This is a genomic window from Glaciimonas sp. PAMC28666 (assembly GCF_016917355.1).
In the GTDB taxonomy this organism is placed as follows: domain Bacteria; phylum Pseudomonadota; class Gammaproteobacteria; order Burkholderiales; family Burkholderiaceae_D; genus Glaciimonas.
Genome location: NZ_CP070304.1, coordinates 4,789,725 through 4,808,410, shown reverse-complemented (window position 1 = coordinate 4,808,410; position 18,686 = coordinate 4,789,725). Strand labels below are relative to the sequence as shown.

General features: G+C 52.4%; 19 protein-coding genes and 2 pseudogenes. 8 read left to right on the top strand and 13 right to left on the bottom strand.

Annotated features, from left to right (window positions below; translation table 11 throughout):
- Nucleotides 1-147: 147 nt before the first annotated feature.
- The 3 genes and pseudogenes from JQN73_RS20725 to kdgD form a co-directional block, all read right to left on the bottom strand.
- Nucleotides 148-1,330, bottom strand: a pseudogene (locus JQN73_RS20725) (porin).
- A 150-nt stretch (nucleotides 1,331-1,480) separates the two neighbouring features.
- Complete coding sequence (locus JQN73_RS20720; protein ID WP_205323499.1) at nucleotides 1,481-3,040, bottom strand: aldehyde dehydrogenase (NADP(+)); 1,560 nt, start codon at nucleotides 3,038-3,040, stop codon at nucleotides 1,481-1,483.
- Between the two features lie 248 nt (nucleotides 3,041-3,288).
- Nucleotides 3,289-4,200, bottom strand: coding sequence for a 5-dehydro-4-deoxyglucarate dehydratase (kdgD, locus tag JQN73_RS20715; RefSeq protein ID WP_205320802.1), 912 nt, complete (start codon nucleotides 4,198-4,200; stop codon nucleotides 3,289-3,291).
- A gap of 520 nt (nucleotides 4,201-4,720) precedes the next feature.
- Between kdgD and garD the strand changes: the two genes are divergently transcribed.
- Nucleotides 4,721-6,268: a galactarate dehydratase gene (gene garD / locus JQN73_RS20710; protein WP_205323498.1), complete on the top strand. Its 1,548-nt coding sequence runs from the start codon at nucleotides 4,721-4,723 to the stop codon at nucleotides 6,266-6,268.
- 85 nt (nucleotides 6,269-6,353) lie between these two features.
- Nucleotides 6,354-7,304, top strand: coding sequence for a 2-hydroxyacid dehydrogenase (locus JQN73_RS20705; protein ID WP_205320801.1), 951 nt, complete (start codon nucleotides 6,354-6,356; stop codon nucleotides 7,302-7,304).
- A gap of 124 nt (nucleotides 7,305-7,428) precedes the next feature.
- Here JQN73_RS20705 and JQN73_RS20700 read toward each other — a convergent pair whose 3' ends face one another.
- The 7 genes from JQN73_RS20700 to JQN73_RS20670 all read right to left on the bottom strand — a co-directional run bounded on the left by JQN73_RS20700 (nucleotide 7,429) and on the right by JQN73_RS20670 (nucleotide 14,020).
- On the bottom strand, nucleotides 7,429-8,811 hold the full coding sequence (locus JQN73_RS20700; RefSeq protein ID WP_205320800.1) for an MFS transporter: 1,383 nt from the start codon (nucleotides 8,809-8,811) through the stop codon (nucleotides 7,429-7,431).
- Nucleotides 8,812-8,939: 128 nt separating this feature from the next.
- Nucleotides 8,940-9,890, bottom strand: a complete 951-nt coding sequence (locus tag JQN73_RS20695; RefSeq protein ID WP_205320799.1) for a 2-hydroxyacid dehydrogenase — start codon at nucleotides 9,888-9,890, stop codon at nucleotides 8,940-8,942.
- A gap of 31 nt (nucleotides 9,891-9,921) precedes the next feature.
- Nucleotides 9,922-10,686 (bottom strand): SDR family oxidoreductase, encoded by a 765-nt coding sequence (locus JQN73_RS20690; protein ID WP_205320798.1) that lies wholly within the window; start codon nucleotides 10,684-10,686, stop codon nucleotides 9,922-9,924.
- A gap of 114 nt (nucleotides 10,687-10,800) precedes the next feature.
- Nucleotides 10,801-11,706, bottom strand: coding sequence for an AraC family transcriptional regulator (locus tag JQN73_RS20685; RefSeq protein WP_205320797.1), 906 nt, complete (start codon nucleotides 11,704-11,706; stop codon nucleotides 10,801-10,803).
- Nucleotides 11,707-11,769: 63 nt separating this feature from the next.
- Nucleotides 11,770-12,492 (bottom strand): fumarylacetoacetate hydrolase family protein, encoded by a 723-nt coding sequence (locus tag JQN73_RS20680; protein ID WP_205320796.1) that lies wholly within the window; start codon nucleotides 12,490-12,492, stop codon nucleotides 11,770-11,772.
- Nucleotides 12,493-12,703: 211 nt separating this feature from the next.
- Nucleotides 12,704-12,928, bottom strand: a complete 225-nt coding sequence (locus JQN73_RS20675) for a hypothetical protein (RefSeq protein WP_205320795.1) — start codon at nucleotides 12,926-12,928, stop codon at nucleotides 12,704-12,706.
- A gap of 267 nt (nucleotides 12,929-13,195) precedes the next feature.
- Complete coding sequence (locus tag JQN73_RS20670) at nucleotides 13,196-14,020, bottom strand: hypothetical protein (protein ID WP_205323497.1); 825 nt, start codon at nucleotides 14,018-14,020, stop codon at nucleotides 13,196-13,198.
- A gap of 515 nt (nucleotides 14,021-14,535) precedes the next feature.
- Here JQN73_RS20670 and JQN73_RS20665 point away from each other — a divergent pair.
- Entirely contained in the window at nucleotides 14,536-15,180 is a 645-nt protein-coding gene (locus JQN73_RS20665; protein ID WP_205320794.1) for an SAM-dependent methyltransferase, read from the top strand.
- A 72-nt stretch (nucleotides 15,181-15,252) separates the two neighbouring features.
- Here the strand turns inward: JQN73_RS20665 and JQN73_RS20660 are convergent, their stop codons facing one another.
- Nucleotides 15,253-15,543: a putative quinol monooxygenase gene (locus JQN73_RS20660; RefSeq protein WP_205320793.1), complete on the bottom strand. Its 291-nt coding sequence runs from the start codon at nucleotides 15,541-15,543 to the stop codon at nucleotides 15,253-15,255.
- A 104-nt stretch (nucleotides 15,544-15,647) separates the two neighbouring features.
- On the opposite strand from JQN73_RS20660, the gene JQN73_RS20655 reads away from it, so the two are divergent.
- A complete protein-coding gene (locus JQN73_RS20655; protein WP_205320792.1) occupies nucleotides 15,648-16,193 on the top strand; it encodes a hypothetical protein in 546 nt (181 codons plus the stop codon).
- Between the two features lie 48 nt (nucleotides 16,194-16,241).
- Here JQN73_RS20655 and JQN73_RS20650 read toward each other — a convergent pair whose 3' ends face one another.
- On the bottom strand, nucleotides 16,242-16,934 hold the full coding sequence (locus JQN73_RS20650) for an HAD family hydrolase (protein WP_205320791.1): 693 nt from the start codon (nucleotides 16,932-16,934) through the stop codon (nucleotides 16,242-16,244).
- Nucleotides 16,935-17,287: 353 nt separating this feature from the next.
- On the opposite strand from JQN73_RS20650, the gene JQN73_RS20645 reads away from it, so the two are divergent.
- On the top strand, nucleotides 17,288-17,479 hold the full coding sequence (locus tag JQN73_RS20645; RefSeq protein ID WP_205320790.1) for a hypothetical protein: 192 nt from the start codon (nucleotides 17,288-17,290) through the stop codon (nucleotides 17,477-17,479).
- An 18-nt stretch (nucleotides 17,480-17,497) separates the two neighbouring features.
- Here the strand turns inward: JQN73_RS20645 and JQN73_RS20640 are convergent.
- Nucleotides 17,498-17,742: pseudogene (locus JQN73_RS20640) on the bottom strand (DUF3237 domain-containing protein).
- 21 nt (nucleotides 17,743-17,763) lie between these two features.
- Here JQN73_RS20640 and JQN73_RS20635 point away from each other — a divergent pair.
- From JQN73_RS20635 to JQN73_RS20625, 3 genes are all read left to right on the top strand, one after another.
- Nucleotides 17,764-17,943 (top strand): hypothetical protein, encoded by a 180-nt coding sequence (locus tag JQN73_RS20635; RefSeq protein WP_205320789.1) that lies wholly within the window; start codon nucleotides 17,764-17,766, stop codon nucleotides 17,941-17,943.
- Nucleotides 17,944-18,067: 124 nt separating this feature from the next.
- Nucleotides 18,068-18,340: a type II toxin-antitoxin system Phd/YefM family antitoxin gene (locus JQN73_RS20630; RefSeq protein WP_205320788.1), complete on the top strand. Its 273-nt coding sequence runs from the start codon at nucleotides 18,068-18,070 to the stop codon at nucleotides 18,338-18,340.
- A complete protein-coding gene (locus tag JQN73_RS20625; RefSeq protein WP_205320787.1) occupies nucleotides 18,337-18,654 on the top strand; it encodes a type II toxin-antitoxin system RelE/ParE family toxin in 318 nt (105 codons plus the stop codon). The genes JQN73_RS20630 and JQN73_RS20625 overlap by 4 nt, the downstream gene beginning before the upstream one ends.
- Nucleotides 18,655-18,686: the final 32 nt, after the last annotated feature.

The window sequence follows — 18,686 nt, the reverse complement described above, 5'->3', positions numbered from 1 at the left end:
CTCGGTTTCCATTATGAATCTGTGGTGCGTTATTAGCGGTAGTGCGGGAAAATTGCCGACAAGTGAAGCGGAGGGTAAACGAAACTGTGCAGGAGAACGATCTCCTGCACAGCTAAAAACGACGATCGAATTAAAACCGCTTAGCGATTAGAAACGAGTACGAACGGCAACAGATAACACAGTTTGATTAGCGTTTTGTCCTGCGGCAGTGCCATCGACACCAGGGTTATAGGTGCTTGAGGCACGCAGGTTTGAGGCTATAGCGTAAAGATCAGTACGCTTCGACAGGAAATAATCAACGCCCAGATTGAGTTGCGTCAGCTTACCCTGTGGGTGACCGCTACCGGCAAAATTCAGCACGGAATGTTGCACGCTGGCGATGATATGCAAAGGAGCTGTGACACTGTAATTCGCGCCGATTTCATAGACGTTGGTCTTGTCGTTGTTCGCGCCGCCGATAATATAGCCCGACGGTAAAATACCAGTCGCAGGAACCGCCGCAATGGTTGCCAATGGTTGCTTGATCTGCGACCAGTTAGCGTAAAGGCGGGTATCTTGCAATTGGTAGCTTGTGCCCAGATTGATAACCTTAACCGCAATATCGCCAGCCTTGCCATTACCCGCTACCAAGGTGCTGGTATCGCTGGAGATGTCGGTCGCAGCAGCGCCAAGTCGCGATTCATAAAAGCCGGTAAAAACGGTCAATGGACCGTTCACATATTGGGCACCAAGGCCTAAAGCCTGACCAGCATCGTTTTGGCCGGCAACTTCACCGAAACCATAGATCGCGCTGGCGGAAAAACCACTATACGTCGCGCTGTTGAAACGGATCGAATTATTGGTCCGCAGTCCTTCGAATCTATCCAGATTATGACCAACTGCACCGGTGATGCCACCGAAATCGGCCACCGAAGTGTATTGTCCGGTTTGATAAGCCAAATCAGTCTGGCGACCCAAAAGAACGGTACCGTAGCTGCTGGACAATCCCACTACTGATAAACGTCGGAACAGAGTGCTAGTGTTCGCAGCACCGTTGTTGCTACCGTCCAATGCGCCGGTATCCATTTTAAATCCCATTTCCAGCTGAAACAGCGCGGACAGACCGCCGCCCATCTTCTGTTCCTTTGAAGCCCATACGCGAACCTGAATTCAGGCCCGAATCCACGCTCATTTTGCTGCCGGTAGCGCCGGTAGTGGTGCCGGGAATTAACGCTTTGCTGGTGTAGCTTACGCCGGTATCGAGAATGCCATAGATGCTGACGGCGCTTTGTGCCTGGGCTACGTTGGCAATTGCGCTAAGCGCGGTCAATGCGATGAATACTTTTTTCATGGAGTCTCTAGTTATACTTTTTTTGAATTTTATGTGTACAGATATTGCAGCGGTAAGAATTTTTTTGTCCTTTTATTGTTCTCCCTGATGTGTTTCTTCATGCGCTGCAAGCCCGGTTTTGAATCGGAAAGCTTGCAGCGATTTTTACAATTAGGCGTGGACTAAATCACCGTCACGGACGCGCCAGAGACTCAACGAGTTTTCATCTGAGAGCGAGGCTGGCAATAGATCAGCGGGCATGTCCTGATAACTCACAGGACGCAGGAAGCGATCGATTGCACTCGCACCGACCGAAGTGCTGCGACTGTCCGAAGTAGCCGGGAATGGACCACCATGTACCATCGCATGCGATACCTCGACACCAGTCGGATAGCTGTTGAACAAAATCCGACCGACTTTGCGTTCCAATACCGGTAGCAACTGCAGCGCAATCGCACGATCCGCCGCAGTCATGAATACTGTCCCTGTAAGCTGGCCTTTAACGTATTCGGCGACCTGCTTGAATTGCGCATCATTCTGGCAGCTCACAATCAAAGCGCTTGCGCCGAAAATTTCCTCTTCCATCGCTGGTGTGGTTAAAAAACTGGCCGCATCGGTGATGAACAGCGCCGCCTGTCCGGCGCACGCTGCGGTACCGACCTGACCCCGGGCTAGCAGGCGTACGCCACTGGTTTCAGCCAGCTGAGCGACGCCTTTAACGTAGGCTGCATGAATTCCTGGAGTCAGCATGGTAGAGGCCGCTTTGCCCTGCAGCGCTTCGCTGGCAGCTTCGGTAAACGCAGTCAGATGCTCGCCTTCCAACGCGATGATAAGACCTGGATTGGTACAGAATTGTCCCGCGCCTAAAGTCAATGAATCAACGATCCCTGCGCCGATTTTGCGGCCCATGGTCGCCAGTGCGTCCGGCAATAGAAAGGTCGGGTTGATGCTGCTCATCTCTGCATACACAGGAATTGGTTCGCGGCGTTGGGCGGCAGCACGTACCAATGCCAGGCCGCCTTGACGGGAACCGGTAAAGCCAACCGCTTTTATAGCTGGGTCACTGATCAACGCTTGTCCCACAACACTGCCGTCGCCGAACAGCATGGAAAATACACCTTCGTGCAGTCCGCAGTTAGTCACCGCAGCCTGGATTGCTTTACCCATTAATTCCGACGTGCCAGGATGCGCGCTATGCGCTTTGACGACAACCGGGCAACCGGCGGCCAAAGCCGACGCCGTATCTCCACCAGCGACCGAAAATGCCAATGGAAAATTACTGGCACCGAACACTGCAACCGGACCCAGACCAATTTTGCGTAAGCGCAGATCAGGACGCGCAGGCGCACGGTCCGGCAGGGCCGAATCCAGCGTAGCCGCCAGCCAGCGGCCGTCACGTACGACTTTGGCAAACAAGCGCAACTGGCCGACGGTGCGGCCGCGCTCGCCTTCGAGTCGGCCTTGGGGAAGACCCGATTCCTGCATCGCGCGTTGAATCAGGGCTGGGCCCAAATCGAGAATGTTGGTGGCAATCTGCTCCAGAAATTGCGCACGCTGCTCCAGCGTTGTTTCACGGTAGCTGTCAAACGCATCTTGCGCCAGCGAGCAAGCCGCTGCAACATCATTGGCGTTCCCGGCATTGAAAGCCGGTTCACATTCCAGTCCGGTGGAAGGATCAACTGCGCGAAGCTCGCGCCCTGTGCCGCGTACGGCCGTTTTGCCGATCAGCATTTCGCCTGTTATTTGTAGGTTCAAACTATTCTCCAGAATGGGGTACAGCAAGTAGTCGTCCAACGTGCAAGGCGCAAATGCGTATACAAGGTAAAGCAGCGGCGTAACTAACGCCGCTGCCGCCAACGTTGTTGGATGCTCTACTCAGGTTGGATGGATGACGAGACCCTACTCACGGTAATTACGGTGTTCACTATGCTGACAACGCCGACAGTTATCGGAGTGTTTGCCATAGTCATCCAATGGAATTATTGCGGGCCTTGCGCGACGATTAGCGCGTTCAACTGCTCGCGCTCTTCGCCGCTTAAATCGATTAACGGTGCGCGGACCGGACCCGCGTCCTGACCAACCAACGTCGCGCCAGCCTTCACAATGCTCACGGCGTAACCGGCCTTTTTATTCCGGATAGCCAAATACGGCAGGAAGAAAGTGTCGATCAAATGATTGACTGTCGTTTCGTCATTGGTGCGCACAGCTTCGTAAAACTGAATAGCGGTTTTTGGAATGAAGTTAAAAACGGCTGACGAATACACAGGAACGCCGATAGCTTTGTAGGCGGATGCAAACAACTCGGCAGTTGGCAAACCGCCCAGATAACTAAAACGATCGCCAAGGCGACGACGAATTGTCACCATCAGTTCGACATCGCCGATACCGTCTTTGAAGCCGATCAGGTTAGGGCAGCGCGCAGCCAATATTTCCAATGAGTCAGCGCTCAGACGGCAAATACCACGATTGTAGATAACTACGCCAAACTTTACCGAATTGCAAATTGCTTCGACGTGGGCCACTAAGCCGTCCTGGCTTGCCTCAGTCAAATAATGTGGCATCAACAAGATACCTTGCGCACCGAGGCGCTCGGCTTCTTGAGCATAGGCGATCGCAACGCGTGTAGGGCCACCGGCACCCGCCAGAATAGGGACCTTGCCGCGGCAGGTTTCTACCGCTGTCCGAACCACATTGGTGTAGTCGCTCGCGGTCAGGGAAAAGAACTCACCCGTGCCGCCGGCGACGAACAACGCCGTTGCGCCATACGGTGCCAGCCATTCGAGTCGCTTGACGTACGTTTCAGGACGGAAATTGTGCTGTTCGTCGAAATCGGTAACAGGAAAAGAGAGGAGGCCGGATGAAAGGACTAGCTTTAGTTCTTGAGGGGTCATGGTATAGCCACATAAAAATAACAGATGGTTGAGGAAAAGTTATGCTTACAGTGAAGTGGCACAACTTGTTATCTGTCATCGTACAACATAAATCTTTGCGTTGCAAGCTGATCGAATAGTTTCTTTGATGACTTTGGGGGAGAGCGCATGGGAAACCCAACTGGAAGAGAATTAGACTTTCATAGCTAGATAGAGAACGTTTGGTTCCCTTCCGGAGCTTTACTATAAGAAACCATTGGCTATCAATAGAGATAGATTGCGGAATCTAAACAACTTGACTATACTGCGATCCATGTTATACGACGACTGATAACAATAATGTCGCAGAGGACATGCAGCAGACCCGATGCGTTGGAACATTATTTAGACCAAAAAATGGTAGCCTTAACACGCTTTACTGCGCGGATTTTTCATTTGCTGAAAATCCGACCGGCACGCGAGAGGGCGCTTGAAAAGCAGTTTCATAGAAATGGATAGTGCGATGAGTATAGTTAACACCGACACAGTGACTACCAAGGCCATGACCATGGCTGCGCGAACAGCGCCTTTATATATCCGCATGCACGCCAACGATAACGTAGCCATTGTCGTCAACGATGGTGGGCTACCTGCCGGGACCGTGTTTCCCGGAGAATTTGTATTGCGTGACCGCGTGCCTCAAGGACACAAGATCTCATTGCGCGATCTCAAAGAGGGTGATGCCATCATTCGTTATGATGTCGTAATTGGTTACGCGGTGCGAGATGTTGCACAGGGTAGCTGGATCGAGGAATCGCTAGTGCGCATGCCACCGGCCCGAGAATTGATCAATTTGCCTATCGCCACACGGGTACCGGCTGCCAGCGAACCGCTGGAAGGATATACCTTTCAGGGTTACCGCAACGTGGATGGAACCGTGGGGACCCGCAATATTCTTGCCATCACCACGACCGTACAATGTGTGGCCGGGGTAGTCGAACACGCGGTGAAGCGGATCAAGGCCGAATTATTACCTCAATATCCCAACGTCGATGACGTGATTGGCCTTGAACATAGCTATGGATGTGGGGTAGCGATTGATGCACCTGACGCTATAATTCCCATCCGCACCCTGCGTAACATTAGTCTCAACCCCAACTTCGGTGGCCAGGCGATGATTGTCAGCCTTGGCTGTGAAAAACTCCAACCTGCACGTCTGATGCCGGAAGGATCGATTCCGATTCAAAATGGTGCCTATATCGTGGTCTTGCAGGACGACGCACACGTCGGCTTCAATTCGATGATCGACTCCATCATGGCCATGGCAACCATTCGGTTAGCCGCATTAAATTTGCGTCAGCGCGAAACTTGCCCGGCCGCAGATCTGATCGTGGGCGTGCAGTGCGGCGGTAGCGACGCATTTTCCGGTGTGACAGCGAATCCCGCAGTTGGCTTTGCTACCGATCTGCTGGTGCGTGCCGGTGCTACCGTCATGTTTTCCGAAACAACCGAGGTGCGCGACGGTATCGATCAGTTGACTTCACGCGCCATCAATGCCGATGTCGCCAATGACATGATTCGTGAAATGGCATGGTACGACAATTACCTGCAAAAAGGCGGTGTTGATCGCAGCGCCAACACCACACCAGGTAACAAAAAAGGCGGACTGGCCAACATCGTTGAAAAGGCGATGGGTTCGATTGTCAAATCTGGCACCAGCGTGATCTCCGGCGTACTTTCACCGGGTGAAAAGCTCAAACAGAAGGGCCTGATCTATGCTGCCACACCTGCCAGCGATTTCATCTGCGGCACGCTGCAGCTCGCTGCTGGCATGAATCTGCATGTATTTACGACCGGACGCGGGACGCCATATGGGCTGGCCGCGGTGCCGGTTCTCAAGGTCGCTACACGTTCTGATCTAGCTCGCCGCTGGCATGATCTGATGGATATCAACGCCGGGCGCATTGCCACCGGCGAAGCCAGTATTGACGATGTCGGTTGGGAACTGTTTCAGATGTTGCTGGATGTCGCAAGCGGAAAAAAGACCTGGGCCGAGCACTGGAAATTGCAAAATGCGCTGACCCTGTTCAATCCGGCTCCCGTCACCTGATGGCGCCTGAATTCAGACAAAATTATTTTCAATACGGTACGCAGGCAGGATCATTTTCCCGCAATGAAACACAACAAGGAAACGCATGAAGCCAGAAATTTTAGTGTTAGGGCAACTCGCATCGCAGTCTGTGATGGAACAATTGGAACAGCATTTTCAATGTCATCATGCCTGGCGTATTGCACCGCCAGAGCAACTCGCCTTTGTCCAAAGTGTTGCAGCGTCTGTGCGTGGTGTTGTTAGCACCGGTTCAATCGGCATTTCCGAGGCGCAGGTTAACCTGTTGCCTGCTGTTGAAATTGTGGCAGTTAATGGCATTGGCGTGGATGCTGTCAATTTTGCTGCAACCCGACCACGGGGTATTCTCGTCACCAACACTCCCGGAGTGTTGACCGACGATGTCGCAGATCTGGCCGTTGCATTATTGCTCGCATCAGCGCGCAGAGTGCCCGCATTGGATCAATTTGTCCGTAATGGCGACTGGGCGCGCCGGGTACCGATCAAGCCAGCACGCGGCGTGCGCGGCAAGGTCGCCGGTATTTTTGGCTTCGGCCGAATCGGTCAGGCCATCGCACATCGGCTCGACGCATTCGGCATGGAATTGCGGTACTACCAACCACGCGCAGTCGCAGGCACTGCTGTAACGCTTAGCGCATCCTTGCTGGCTTTGGCCGAAGAAAGTGACTACCTGATCGTCTGTGCACCGGGCGGTGCCGCAACCCGCCACAGCGTTAATGCCGAGGTCATGGCGGCGCTCGGCGCAGAGGGCACACTGGTAAATATTGCACGTGGCTCTTTGGTGGATGAAGCAGCATTGATTACAGCCCTGCAACAAGGGCATCTGGGTGCAGCTGCGCTCGATGTATTTGCGGATGAACCGAATGTGCCGCAAGCCTTGTGCGAAATGAGCAACGTCGTCCTGATGCCGCATGTCGGTAGCCTGACAGTCGAAACACGCCATGCAATGGGCCAGTTAGTCGTAGACAACCTGTTGGCACACTTTTCCGGCAAACCTTTATTGACGCCGGTTGCCTGACGTTGCTATAGCAATTTGATTCAAAAGGTTAAGCCGCCGAGCTTAGCAAAAAAAAATGCCAACCGAATCAGGTTGGCATTTTTTTTGACCGTTGTTCATGTGTTTCGGATGAACAACCTAAGCACTAGCGATGCAACGTTATGCGATGCAATCGGCCGAGCAGTAGCGAATAGGATAGGGCGCCCAACACGGCAACCCCTCCAACAAAATTGAACGCCCAGTAGAACGAACCGGATTTATGCAGGATATAACCGATGACCGTCGGGGTAACGATGCCAGCCAGATTGGCAGAAAAGCTGGTGATGGCACTCGTCACGCCGATCAGCTCTTTGGGGGCCACTTCGCCGACTGCCGCCCAGGATGTCGAACATATACCTTGCGCAAAAAATGCCACGGTTAAAATCGCAATGGCGATCCAGTTAGAGCTGGCAAAATTGACCAGCACAATCGAAACGCCTAACGATGATCCAATTACCAGCGGCAGCTTGCGGGCAAAGGACATGGAATAGCCGCGTCGTATCAGCAGGTCGGAAAAATAGCCAGCCAAAAGAATACCCACGATCGCTCCGATGTACGGCATCACGGAGAAAAACCCAGCCTTGATGAAATTGATTTTTCGTTCGTCCACCAAATAGGTCGGGAACCACGTCAGAAAAAAGTATAACGCGGTTGTGTTAGCGAATTTACCGATACAGATTGCCCAGATTTGGCGATGTTGCATCAGCACACGAATATCAGCCCAGCGAAATTTCTCGCTGCCCGGATTGGACATTAATGCGCCGCCTTCGCGGATGTAATCGAGTTCTTGCTGATTGGCGCTGCTGTTCAACGGATCGCGATACCAGAAGAACCACCCAATGCCAAACAGGATACCGGCTACGCCGGAGATCAAGAACACAATCCGCCAACCGTAGAGACCGGCGACAGCAATCAGAACGGCGGAAAAGAGCGCTGTTCCAAGATATTGCCCCATGACAAAGATGCTGGTTGCCAGTCCGCGTTCCTGAACGGGAAACCACATTGCCACCGAACGGCTGTTGGCCGGAAAAGCCGGGGCCTCCATCAATCCAACTAACAGGCGCACCCCAAACAGGCTGGCAAAACTACCAGCGAGAGCTTGTCCTGCGGTGGCTATCGACCAGCCTATCAACGACACGCCATAACAGACGCGGGAACCGAGCCGGTCCACCACATAACCAGCTGGCAACAACGCAAAGGCGTAGGTCCAGGCAAACGCCGAAAAAATCATCCCCATTTGAAACTTGTCGATATGCAGTTCCTTCGACATAAATGGCGCAACGCTGGAAATATTCACGCGATCCAGATAATTGATGACTGTCGCAACAAGAATCAGCATCAGCATGAAATAGCGTCGGCGCGTCGGCGCAACCGTCGTGTGGGGTAGATTGGCAAGCGGTATTTCTGACGCCACCGCGTTAGGTATTTCAGGCACGATATCGGCGGTCAGGACCGCATCGAAGTTCCGCTGCGCAGAGTGCTTATTCATTTTTTGTCTCCAGTCATTGATTGTTACGGGCGAGACGCGTCCGCCAGCTCACTTGCGTGGGCGAGCCAAACTTGGGTCTATGCCGGGTCTATGTCCGGCTACGACGTGAATATGTTCGAACCGCTAGCTCAGGTCGATAAGCTAGCTTCTGGTCTTTGCCCGGCGAGTGCCTGAGCCAAGCTAAGCAGCACCATTTCACCCATGGCGGTGCGGGTCTCTATCGTGGCACTGGCGCGATGGGGTTGGAGCGCTACGCTATCCATGCCAAGCAGTGCAACAGGGACATGGGGTTCATCGACAAAGACGTCGAGTCCTGCACCAGCGATCTTTCCGGCAACCAGTGCCTGCACCAAATCGGTTTCGTTGACCAATTTTCCGCGCGCGATATTCACCAGAAAGCCGTCCTTGCCGAGTGCATCAAGCACCGCTGCGTTGATGATGCCTTCGGCCTTGTCTGCAGCGGCTGCCAGAATCAACGCATCGCTCTCACGCGCCAGTTGCACCAGATCGGCGACAAAGGCGTACGGCACGTCGCTCGTCGGTTTCAGGTCGGTATAACTGACCGGGCAACCAAATGCGGTTGCCCGAGTAGCAATGGCGCGACCGACCCGGCCAAGGCCAACGATACCAACGCGCATGCCGCTAAACCTGCGTGTCAGCGGCAGACCGCTGACACCCCAATTTCCTTCACGTACATAGCGGTCCCCCGTGCAGATGCCGCGGCATGTGGCAATCAGCAGCCCAATCGCCAGGTCGGCTACGTCTTCTGTCAGCGCCCCCAAGGTTGCCGTTACATGGATGCCGCGAGCGCGGGCGTAATGCATATCAATGGCGTCCGTCCCGACCCCGTTCACTGCGACCACCTCAAGCGCCGGAAGTTGGTCCATTAACGCGTTACTGATACCGGTATGTCCACCAGTCACGACGCCCCGAATCAGGCTGCCCCATTCACGGAGATAGGCATCCTTTTCGGTCTGACTGTCTTGCGCGTAATAGCGACGGACGTTATATAACGCTTCCAGTTTTTCGTTGACAGAAGGGATCAGTATAGGGCTCAACAGCAGGATTTCGGGTTTCATTGATGTCTTTTAAGGTGGGAAATGGCGCAGATCAGCCGCGGCCGACAAATGGCATATTGCTGGCCATCACCGTCATGTTTAACACGTTCGCGTTTAGCGGCAAGGACGCCATATAGCGCACCGCGTCGGCGATATGCTTAACATCAACCATCGGCTCCACGGCAATCGTTCCGTTGGCTTGCCGTACCCCTTTAGTCATGCGGACCGACAGCTCGGTCAACGCATTGCCGATATCAATTTGACCGCACGCAATATTAAATTCACGACCGTCCAGCGCGATACTTTTGGTTAATCCAAGCACTGCGTGTTTGCTCGAGGTGTAAGCAGAACTTAAAGGACGCGGTGTATGGGCCGAGATCGAGCCGTTATTGATAATCCGACCACCCTGGGGTGTTTGCTTTTTCATCAGACCGAACGCACCGCGTGCGCACAAATACACGCCGCTTAAGTTGGTATCGATCACATTTTTCCACTGCTCAAAGGTCAGCTCGTCGATGGTCATCGCTGGCGCATTAACGCCCGCATTGTTGAACACCACGTCAAGTCGGCCATAAGTAGCGGCGATCTTTCCAAACAAAGCATCCACACTCGCAGGATCGCGGACATCGGTCGGCACTGCCAGCGCTTCTGCACCGGCGGCTTTCGCCTCTTCGACCAGTGCCTCAAGCGGCTCCGGGCGGCGTCCAGCCAGCACCACCTTAAAACCATCCTCCAACAAGCCGAGCACTACCGCGCGTCCAATCCCGCTGCCAGCGCCGGTGACTAGTGCTACTTTACCGCTTGATTCGTTGCTCATAAATTATCTCCTGAAGGTTGAATTTCTAAAAGTTCGTGGGAAATTTCGTTGATTTCCCGGTTTTTGGGCGAAGTCGCGGCCAGCCTTCTGGTTATTAATTAACCGCCTTACTATTTATTTGGACTGATGTTGCCGTCTGTATTTTCCTGGCGGCATGCCGTGGGCCTGACTGAAGCGCCGGGAAAAGTAGGCCTGATCCGCAAATCCACAGGCCCAGGCAATCTGGCTGACAGGTTGCGAACCATTGATCAGATGGGTGCGGGCGAGGAGCATACGTCGCACCAGCACCAAATCTGAAAAGGTACTCCCCGTTTCTTTGCGTAACAGATGCGTCAGATAATTTGGGGTAAGGAACGCTGCTGCGGCGGCATCGGTGATGTTCATCGACGGGTTAGCTATTTCCTCGCGAATATATTTCGACACCCGGCCCAATGCATCGCGCCGACCACGCTGTGCGGCCTTGTTCGCCGAAAGCGCCAGCAACTCGCCCTGATAAAGGTTGCAGATTTTACCTAGCAATTGCAGCAAATAGCCTTTTAGTAGCAGACTGGTTCCCAGTTGGCGTGCCTGATCCAGCTTACGCATTTTTCCGAGCAATATTTCAATTTCACTGAAATGATCATCATCGAGAATAAAATCCAGATGCTCCTGGAAACGAAACGGTGCCAGTTCCGGAACCTCGTTAATGGAAATATCTTCCAAATCCATCGGATCGCACTGTAAATGTGGCAGCAGAAAATTCTGCGTAAAGTTAATCAGGACGAAATTCCCGTCCTCCGGATGCGGAATCATATGCAAACGGTGCGGCAGGATGAACGCCAGCGTTTTGCGCGCAAAAGGCCGCAGCGCCCCGCCAATGTGCTGCACGGTATCACCACCCAGATTGATTTGAATCTGAAAGTACTCATGCCGATGCGGCGTGGTTGTGGCCGGACGTGCTTGCTTGTCGCGAATATAAAAATCCGGACGGTCACTTCTTTGCTGCATGCCGTAAGTAGGGACACGCGATAATGTTGTCATCAGTAACGTCCCCTCTATTTACGGCATCTACATACGGCACCACAATCGATCAGTCTGCGCTAATCAAGCAACATCAACAAGACTCACATTTTTACGCTCACCGATAGTGACCGTAAACTGGTTGATACCATCAATTCCTGCGGTGATCACATCGCCCGGTTCAAGCGCCGCAACACCTGTTGGCGTACCGGTAAATATCAGATCGCCCGCGCGCAGTTTCACGGAAGACGATATAAAGCTTATAACATCTTTAACCGGCCAAATGAAATCCGACAGATTCGAGCGTTGGCGTTCAACGTCGTTCACATTTAACCAAATAGCGCCTTGTTCAGGATGGCCGATAGCCGCCACCGGGACCAACGCACTACACGGAGCCGATGCATCAAACGCTTTCGCGCCTTCCCATGGCCGTCCCGCTTTCTTCGCCTCTGCCTGAAGTTCACGACGCGTCAGATCCAGGCCAGCAGCATAACCCCAGACGTGGCTCAAGGCATCTTCTGGCGCAATATCAGCACCGTCCTTGCCAATCGCCACCACCAGTTCGATCTCATGGCAGAAGTCGGCTGTGAGCGGAGGGTACGCAATGCAACCTTCGGCTGGAACCACCGCATCGGGTGGCTTCATAAAGAAAAAGGGCAGCTCACGCGCAGTGTTCTGAGCGTCCTGTCCAGCGTCCCACCAATAATTGCGGCCGACACAAAACACCCGCCGAATGGGAAAACGGCTACTTTCATCCTTGATCGCCAGGGACGACGGGGCATACGGGGGAATTACGTAATCGCTCATTCTTCTCTCAGAATTCAAATGTCTAGTCGGTTGCAGGCTGGAATTGACTATACACAGGACGAGACGCCATAAGTTGGACAGAAGTGTGAGGATTTTGGACGAAACATGCGCTTGCGCAAAAACGATACGGGAAAGTGCAACGTACAGCGACATGCATCCGCTTTGCTAAATGCACAACGCACATCGCGTTATTTGCTTTCGGTTATTTGCTTTAAATAACGCGTTCGGCCAGAGTGGATAGTTCCGCTTGCGCTGTTACCAAAAGGGCTTGGGTGGATTCGAGGACTTCTTGCACCGTTGATTTGGGAAGGCCGTCCGGGCTGTCAAACGCCATGGACAGGGCGGCGAGAATGGCAGAGGTGCGACTGTGAAGAATCGTGATCGCATCCACGGAGGCGATATTTTGTTGGGTGCGTTCTTGAGCGTGTTTAGGCATTAAGTTTTCCTCACTTGCGGTTGAAACGCTCCCCATCAGGCAATGGGGTGGGCGGCAATTGGCAAGGTTTGCAGACTGGCGCAAATAAGATAAAACCAGCAAGCCCGAAGGCTTCCCTGTCAACGCCGCCCATTGCGGACAAGCGAAGACTACGCACGAAAAAAAACGGCGTTGCGCCGTTTGTGCGCTTATTTGCGTGCAGGCTGCAAAACCTGTTCCCGTTTTTCTTTGGGACAACATAATTATCCGCTATTTGCTTGCATCGCGTCAAGCATCGGACGCGTCAGTTCCGCTCCGGGCCTCCGATAACGCAATAGTCAAATGCTGTATTTTCTTTTTCAGCTGCACGCGCTCTTCGGTGAGTTCTGTCACCAATAGCGTTAAACGGTGTATTTCTATTTGATCTGGCGTGGCGTCACTCGGTGGTTGTTCCGGTTCCGCCTTGGGTGGCAGTCGGGCCTCGCGTACTTGCCTTGCCGCTTGACGCAGTTCTTTTTTGCCACCGGCAACTGCGGCGACCTGTTCCTCGTTTGGTAAGGATGCGACGGCGACGGCAGCGTTGATAGAGATGACGCCGGACTTGACGGCGCTGACCAGTTCAGGCGCGGCGGTTTTTTGAATCTTTTCGATCTGGGCCAGGGTTGTGCTGCTGAGACGCGCGGCACGTGCAATTGCGTCTCGATTTAACGGCACTTCGATTGCTGGTTGACTGGCAGCATCAGCGCTGTCCGGCTCGTTAGAAGACCGTTGAACCTGCGCCTGTGCCACCCGTGCTGAGACGATTTCTTTCTTACGCAACGCTAGGATACCGCGCTGGAAATCCGACACGCTGCGGCGGCCAAGGTGATTGTCGATCATCCAGAGATGCACATCGTCCATGGAGGTAAAGGCGGGGTTTTGCATGGTATTGAACGGGATTTCATGCTTTTGGCAGATGCCGTAACGGTTATGGCCGTCTACCAGAAGATCGCCCCACAACACCAGAGCGTCGCGGCAACCTTCGGATAACAGACTACGTTCTAGCGCAGCATATTCGTCTTCGGTTAGTGGATCGATGTAGGCGCGCAATTCTTCGTTGATCGTAATGGTCATGGTTCTGGCAAGTTTCAATAATGGTGCGCGGAGTGGGCGCAAGGCCGTCATTTTAAGCCACATGGCAATCCTGCATTCAAAAACTCTCCGCTTCGATACGGCCGAAACGGGTTTGGTCGGTCCGTAAGCTTTACTAAAACATGGCAATCACTTTTGTTTCGGTCATCGTCGCAGTGGTGGCCGGCGGCATGGAAGCACCGGAAAAGAGCCACGGCTGAACCAGTTTGTGGGTTAAAATTCGAGCGCTTCGGTAGCATCTGACATTAGCCCTGATTGTTCAGGGCTTTTTTCTTTTTGTCTGTAGATGGGTCAAGTTGTTTTTGCAATAAGTATTTTAGAGTTGCGGCCCGTTTCCAGCCCTTCAGCATCAAAATAGACAACTTGTTTTCTATTCGCCTTATGATGCTTGAATGCCGTCTAAAAGGACGAGGGCCGAATGTCATTCAGTTCGCAATCTCGCTCGGCACATCATCGTTTCATTTTATTTTTAATATTTACATCTGGGAATCTGTACCATGCTCATCATCACCATTAAGCAAGGCAAAGAAAAAAGCCTGTTAGTGCGTCAGCCTTGGATTTATGCTTCGGCCATCGAGCGCGTGGATGGAAAGCCGGGCGAAAATATGCAATTTGGCGCCACTGCGCTGGTGCATTCGTCGTCGGGAAAATTTCTGGCACGCGCCGCGCATAGTCCAAAATCAGAAATTCGTGCGCGGGTCTGGACGTTTGACCAGAATGAAGCGGTCGATCATGCGTTTATGAAACGCCGCATCAAGGCGGCTGTCGCTGCACGTAGTCTGGCTGGTAGCGGAAAAAATAGCGCAGTCACTGACGTGGTTCGCCTGGTTCTGGCGGAAAAAGATGGTTTGCCGGGTTTGTTGGTGGACTGGTACGGGGGACGAAAAGGTTATTTGATTTGCGAGTTCCAGTCGGCCGGGGTGGAGGCGTGGAAGGTGCCCATCGTTAAGGCGTTGATGGCCGAAACCGATTGTCCCAACGTGTATGAACGATCGGATGAACTCATCCGCAAAGGTGAGGGACTACTCAACGTATCAGGCGTTTTGGCGGGGGAGGAGCCACCGGATGAAACCCAGTTCACTGAAAACGGCGTGCGCTTTGCGATAGATATCAAAACCGGCAAGAAAAGCAAATACCGGTGACTTGTTCCGGTGATCACCGCACCATCTCTTAGGTTAAAAGAAAGTGCGGGTCATCATTCACGCAGAAAAAAATTAGCCGAGGTTTTCCATTACTCTGAGACTGCTGCTCTCCACCAGATCTTTGGCTTGGGCTATCCAGGCAACCACATGTGGTGCCTTAAAGTGTTGATGCAGCAATTCGCGGCTTTCCCAGCGCTCGAAGAAAATGAACGACCGTGGATCATCCAGATCGCGATGCAGGTCATATTGAATAAAGCCGGGATCACGTTGGCTAGGCGCGATGAGTGCGCGCATCGCGGCTTCCATTTCCTGTTCTTTTCCTGGCTTCGCAGTGTTGATCGATACAACAGCAATGTGGGACATTTTTTTCCTTTTTTACGATTGGTAGCAAACGATACAACAGGTTGGGTTCCGGCGCACGGGCGGTGTTGAAAGCAGCAAATTCTTCCAGATTGAGAGAGCTTCAGATGAGCGATAACGTAGACCTTGTGACCGCCGACGATTTTCTGCCGGTGGGCATGCTTGCTAACGGCCGTGGACCCGCAAAGGCTATGGAAAGCGTGGCCAAACGTAAGCATAATGTTGACGGTTGGGAGCCATTTCATTATGAGCAGATTTCGGCAACTGAATTCGAGGTGACCGGCGGTATCCCTGCGATCATCGGTGGTGCCAAAAAATGGCCTGAACCGCATACGTCGGTGATTATTTTAGATGACGAACTGACACAAGAACTGCAACTGATTTTGGGAGCGCAACCGACGCACGGCGAACAAACCGTGACCACCAATACCGTTGCCGCGCCTTCGCAAACCTCGCATGTGGTCGAGGCAAAAACTGACCTGCCGACGCAGTCAAAATATATGACCGTTATCTTGCGTATGCCCGACGACACAGCAGGGCATCGGCGGATCGCTGAGATGCTGGCTTTGAATAAGAACTTTTTTGGTGCCGACGTGGTGGCGACAGCCTTTCAGGACGATTTCATGGTCAGTAAAACGTTGTTGGTAAACTGATGCCGAACAGGCTCGCCTGCTTTGATGTGGGTGTCTCGATCGGACCAATCAATAAGCACTATTTAAGTCCAGTCCGTGGTGGACTCTGCTGCTCAGTTCCGCCGAGGTCGGGGAGATGATTTCTTCCGGTATGTTAAATTTTTTGGTAAGTCGTTTATGGCTTTCGAACCCGTACGACACCATAAACGGGTGCATGCCAGCCGCGGTCGCGGCTAAAAAATCCTTCTCTTCATCGCCGCAAATATAACTGCGCGCCGGATTAATATTAAATCGTTCTCGGGCAGCGCGAAATTGCACGCTCTTTTCTTCGCGGACCGGAATGTGGATAAAAAAGTCGAGTGCGTCGAGGTCAACGTCGTGGCGGCGAAACAGTTGTCGTAGCGTTTCTTCCGGTTCATTAGTGATATTCCGGGTGACCAACCCGACGATGACGTCAGGGGCTGCTATCAGCGTTTTAATCATTGCTGCGATATGCGGATAGAGTTGTGCTTCCTCTCGGTATACTTCGGTGAGGGTTTGAATGATTTGTTTCCTGCTTTGTTTGCCAATCTGTTTTTTGATGTTCGATGGAAAATCTCTTAAACCTCCTAGATATTTAAAAATATGGCGGCGCTTTTGAAAGCTTTCTTCGTCCCCGATAGTCATGTTGTGACGCGCAAACGTTTTATCGATGGCGCTAAAGGCGTCTATGGTGGTGCCATCCGCATCAAGAATAATGAGCCGCTTGTTATCTTTGTACATTCGTTATCCATCAAATTAAGGGGGCTTTTACTCTATCATCGTATCTGCCCGCCGATTGTTCCAGTCGGATTGACAGCGATTAACTGCGGCATTACTGCACGATGATTCCGTGAGAACCCTACCGAAACAATATGACCAGCGCATGACGTTCGCAATAGTTGAGAGCAATTAAAACCGGAGGCAACCGATAAAACAGATTTCGCGATATATTTATTGCCTCACGATCCATTGAGGAGCTTGTCATGCGGATGATCATCGAAGCTCGAATTGACGACGACGTTGGCGGCGACGAGGCAATACGATTGGCTGAATTTGAACGGCTTGATGGCGATCTGAAGTAGCTAGGCCTGAGCTTGGCTGAAGGCCGAGGTCTGCTGCATGAGGCGCAGCACGTTTTGGTCAACGCACAAGCGCACGTTTTTGTTGTCGCTTCCAAGGCTTGTCCGAAGCGCGGTGCGGCGTTGTCGATCAAAGCGAAGCACACAATCCGATACCGAACAGTCTTCGGTAAGGTTTCGATCGACAGTCCGCTTGCGATTGCCTGAGGCATATTACAGATTGAATTATTGCAACAGGTAAGCGTCGTACACCACTGCAGCTCCGAGGCGCATCGCTGAACCTACTCCAATGACCCGGTTTAGCCAGGTGTAACGCGGGTCTGACGTTTCGAAATTCATCGTCATGCGAGAGTATATTTCGTTGGATCGACTGGATTGCCTTTTCCAACCTCCGCCATAACGTCGGCGGGCCTATAACGGAATCCTTTGGTTTGCAGGTAAATTAATGCTCCATCGTTTGTTTCCCACACCGGCGTCCCGAGCTGGCCGGCGTGCGCGGACGGCTGGGCGCGGTGGAAGAAGCGCTGGCGGCGTCACGGCTGGGTTGCGTGCAGCTAGAAGGTGAGCGTGCGGCGGCGAACAAGCTGGCGGCGGGCGATGTGGTAGCACGGCCGGGTCGGGTGGCAGGTAAAGCGCGTGGTAGCTTGGTACCGCTGCGTCGACGTAAGTGATGATGCAATTTAAGTAGCTACAAAACTATATTTGGTCTATATTTAGTCTATATTTAGTCTATGTTGAACCATTGAGGAAAACGTGGGTGTTACCTCAACCATCTGGCACCACAAGGAAGCAAACATGAAATTTTCTGAACAGATAAAACCGATTTCTTATCTCAAATCCCATGCTGCCGAAATTATCAGGGATTTTAACGACAACAGAAATCCTCTCATCATCACCCAAAACGGCGAGGCGAAGATGGTTGTCATCGATATCCGCAGTTACGAGCAACAACAAGAAACGATGGCACTTTTGAAAATTCTTGCACTTGGCCAGAAGCAGATCGAGCAAGGTAAATTTCAAGATGCCGAATCCTTTTTTGCTGAGATGGAGAAGGAAGATCAGCAATGACTCACAAAGTAAAAGTTCTTGATTATGCCAAGATGGATTATCGGGAAATCAGGAAGTGGGTGAGGATGAAATTTGGTGAACATGTCTGGACGGAAGTGGACGCCGATTTCAAAAAAATTCTGACTCAGATTAGCGAAATGCCTTTCGCTGGACTGATAGTAGAGGAAGTTTCAGAGCTTGGTTTAACGGATTATCGCCAACGGCTTGTTGGTCAAACCAGAGTGATTTACCAAGTCAAAGAACACGACGTATATGTTCATATGTTTGTGGACGCCAGCCGCGATTTTTTTCCACCATGCTCAATCAGCGACTGATACAAGGCATTTGAGGCGCGAATATGATCGTT

What these genes read in the sequence shown, in the direction of transcription:
- JQN73_RS20720 (WP_205323499.1), bottom strand. Translation starts at nt 3,040, where the DNA reads ATGCTGATCGGCAAAACGGCCGTACGCGGCACAGGGCGCGAGCTTCGC.
- kdgD (WP_205320802.1), bottom strand. Translation starts at nt 4,200, where the DNA reads ATGACCCCTCAAGAACTAAAGCTAGTCCTTTCATCCGGCCTCCTCTCT.
- garD (WP_205323498.1), top strand. Translation starts at nt 4,721, where the DNA reads ATGACCATGGCTGCGCGAACAGCGCCTTTATATATCCGCATGCACGCC.
- JQN73_RS20705 (WP_205320801.1), top strand. Translation starts at nt 6,354, where the DNA reads ATGAAGCCAGAAATTTTAGTGTTAGGGCAACTCGCATCGCAGTCTGTG.
- JQN73_RS20700 (WP_205320800.1), bottom strand. Translation starts at nt 8,811, where the DNA reads ATGAATAAGCACTCTGCGCAGCGGAACTTCGATGCGGTCCTGACCGCC.
- JQN73_RS20695 (WP_205320799.1), bottom strand. Translation starts at nt 9,890, where the DNA reads ATGAAACCCGAAATCCTGCTGTTGAGCCCTATACTGATCCCTTCTGTC.
- JQN73_RS20690 (WP_205320798.1), bottom strand. Translation starts at nt 10,686, where the DNA reads ATGAGCAACGAATCAAGCGGTAAAGTAGCACTAGTCACCGGCGCTGGC.
- JQN73_RS20685 (WP_205320797.1), bottom strand. Translation starts at nt 11,706, where the DNA reads ATGACAACATTATCGCGTGTCCCTACTTACGGCATGCAGCAAAGAAGT.
- JQN73_RS20680 (WP_205320796.1), bottom strand. Translation starts at nt 12,492, where the DNA reads ATGAGCGATTACGTAATTCCCCCGTATGCCCCGTCGTCCCTGGCGATC.
- JQN73_RS20675 (WP_205320795.1), bottom strand. Translation starts at nt 12,928, where the DNA reads ATGCCTAAACACGCTCAAGAACGCACCCAACAAAATATCGCCTCCGTG.
- JQN73_RS20670 (WP_205323497.1), bottom strand. Translation starts at nt 14,020, where the DNA reads ATGACCATTACGATCAACGAAGAATTGCGCGCCTACATCGATCCACTA.
- JQN73_RS20665 (WP_205320794.1), top strand. Translation starts at nt 14,536, where the DNA reads ATGCTCATCATCACCATTAAGCAAGGCAAAGAAAAAAGCCTGTTAGTG.
- JQN73_RS20660 (WP_205320793.1), bottom strand. Translation starts at nt 15,543, where the DNA reads ATGTCCCACATTGCTGTTGTATCGATCAACACTGCGAAGCCAGGAAAA.
- JQN73_RS20655 (WP_205320792.1), top strand. Translation starts at nt 15,648, where the DNA reads ATGAGCGATAACGTAGACCTTGTGACCGCCGACGATTTTCTGCCGGTG.
- JQN73_RS20650 (WP_205320791.1), bottom strand. Translation starts at nt 16,934, where the DNA reads ATGTACAAAGATAACAAGCGGCTCATTATTCTTGATGCGGATGGCACC.
- JQN73_RS20630 (WP_205320788.1), top strand. Translation starts at nt 18,068, where the DNA reads ATGAAATTTTCTGAACAGATAAAACCGATTTCTTATCTCAAATCCCAT.
- JQN73_RS20625 (WP_205320787.1), top strand. Translation starts at nt 18,337, where the DNA reads ATGACTCACAAAGTAAAAGTTCTTGATTATGCCAAGATGGATTATCGG.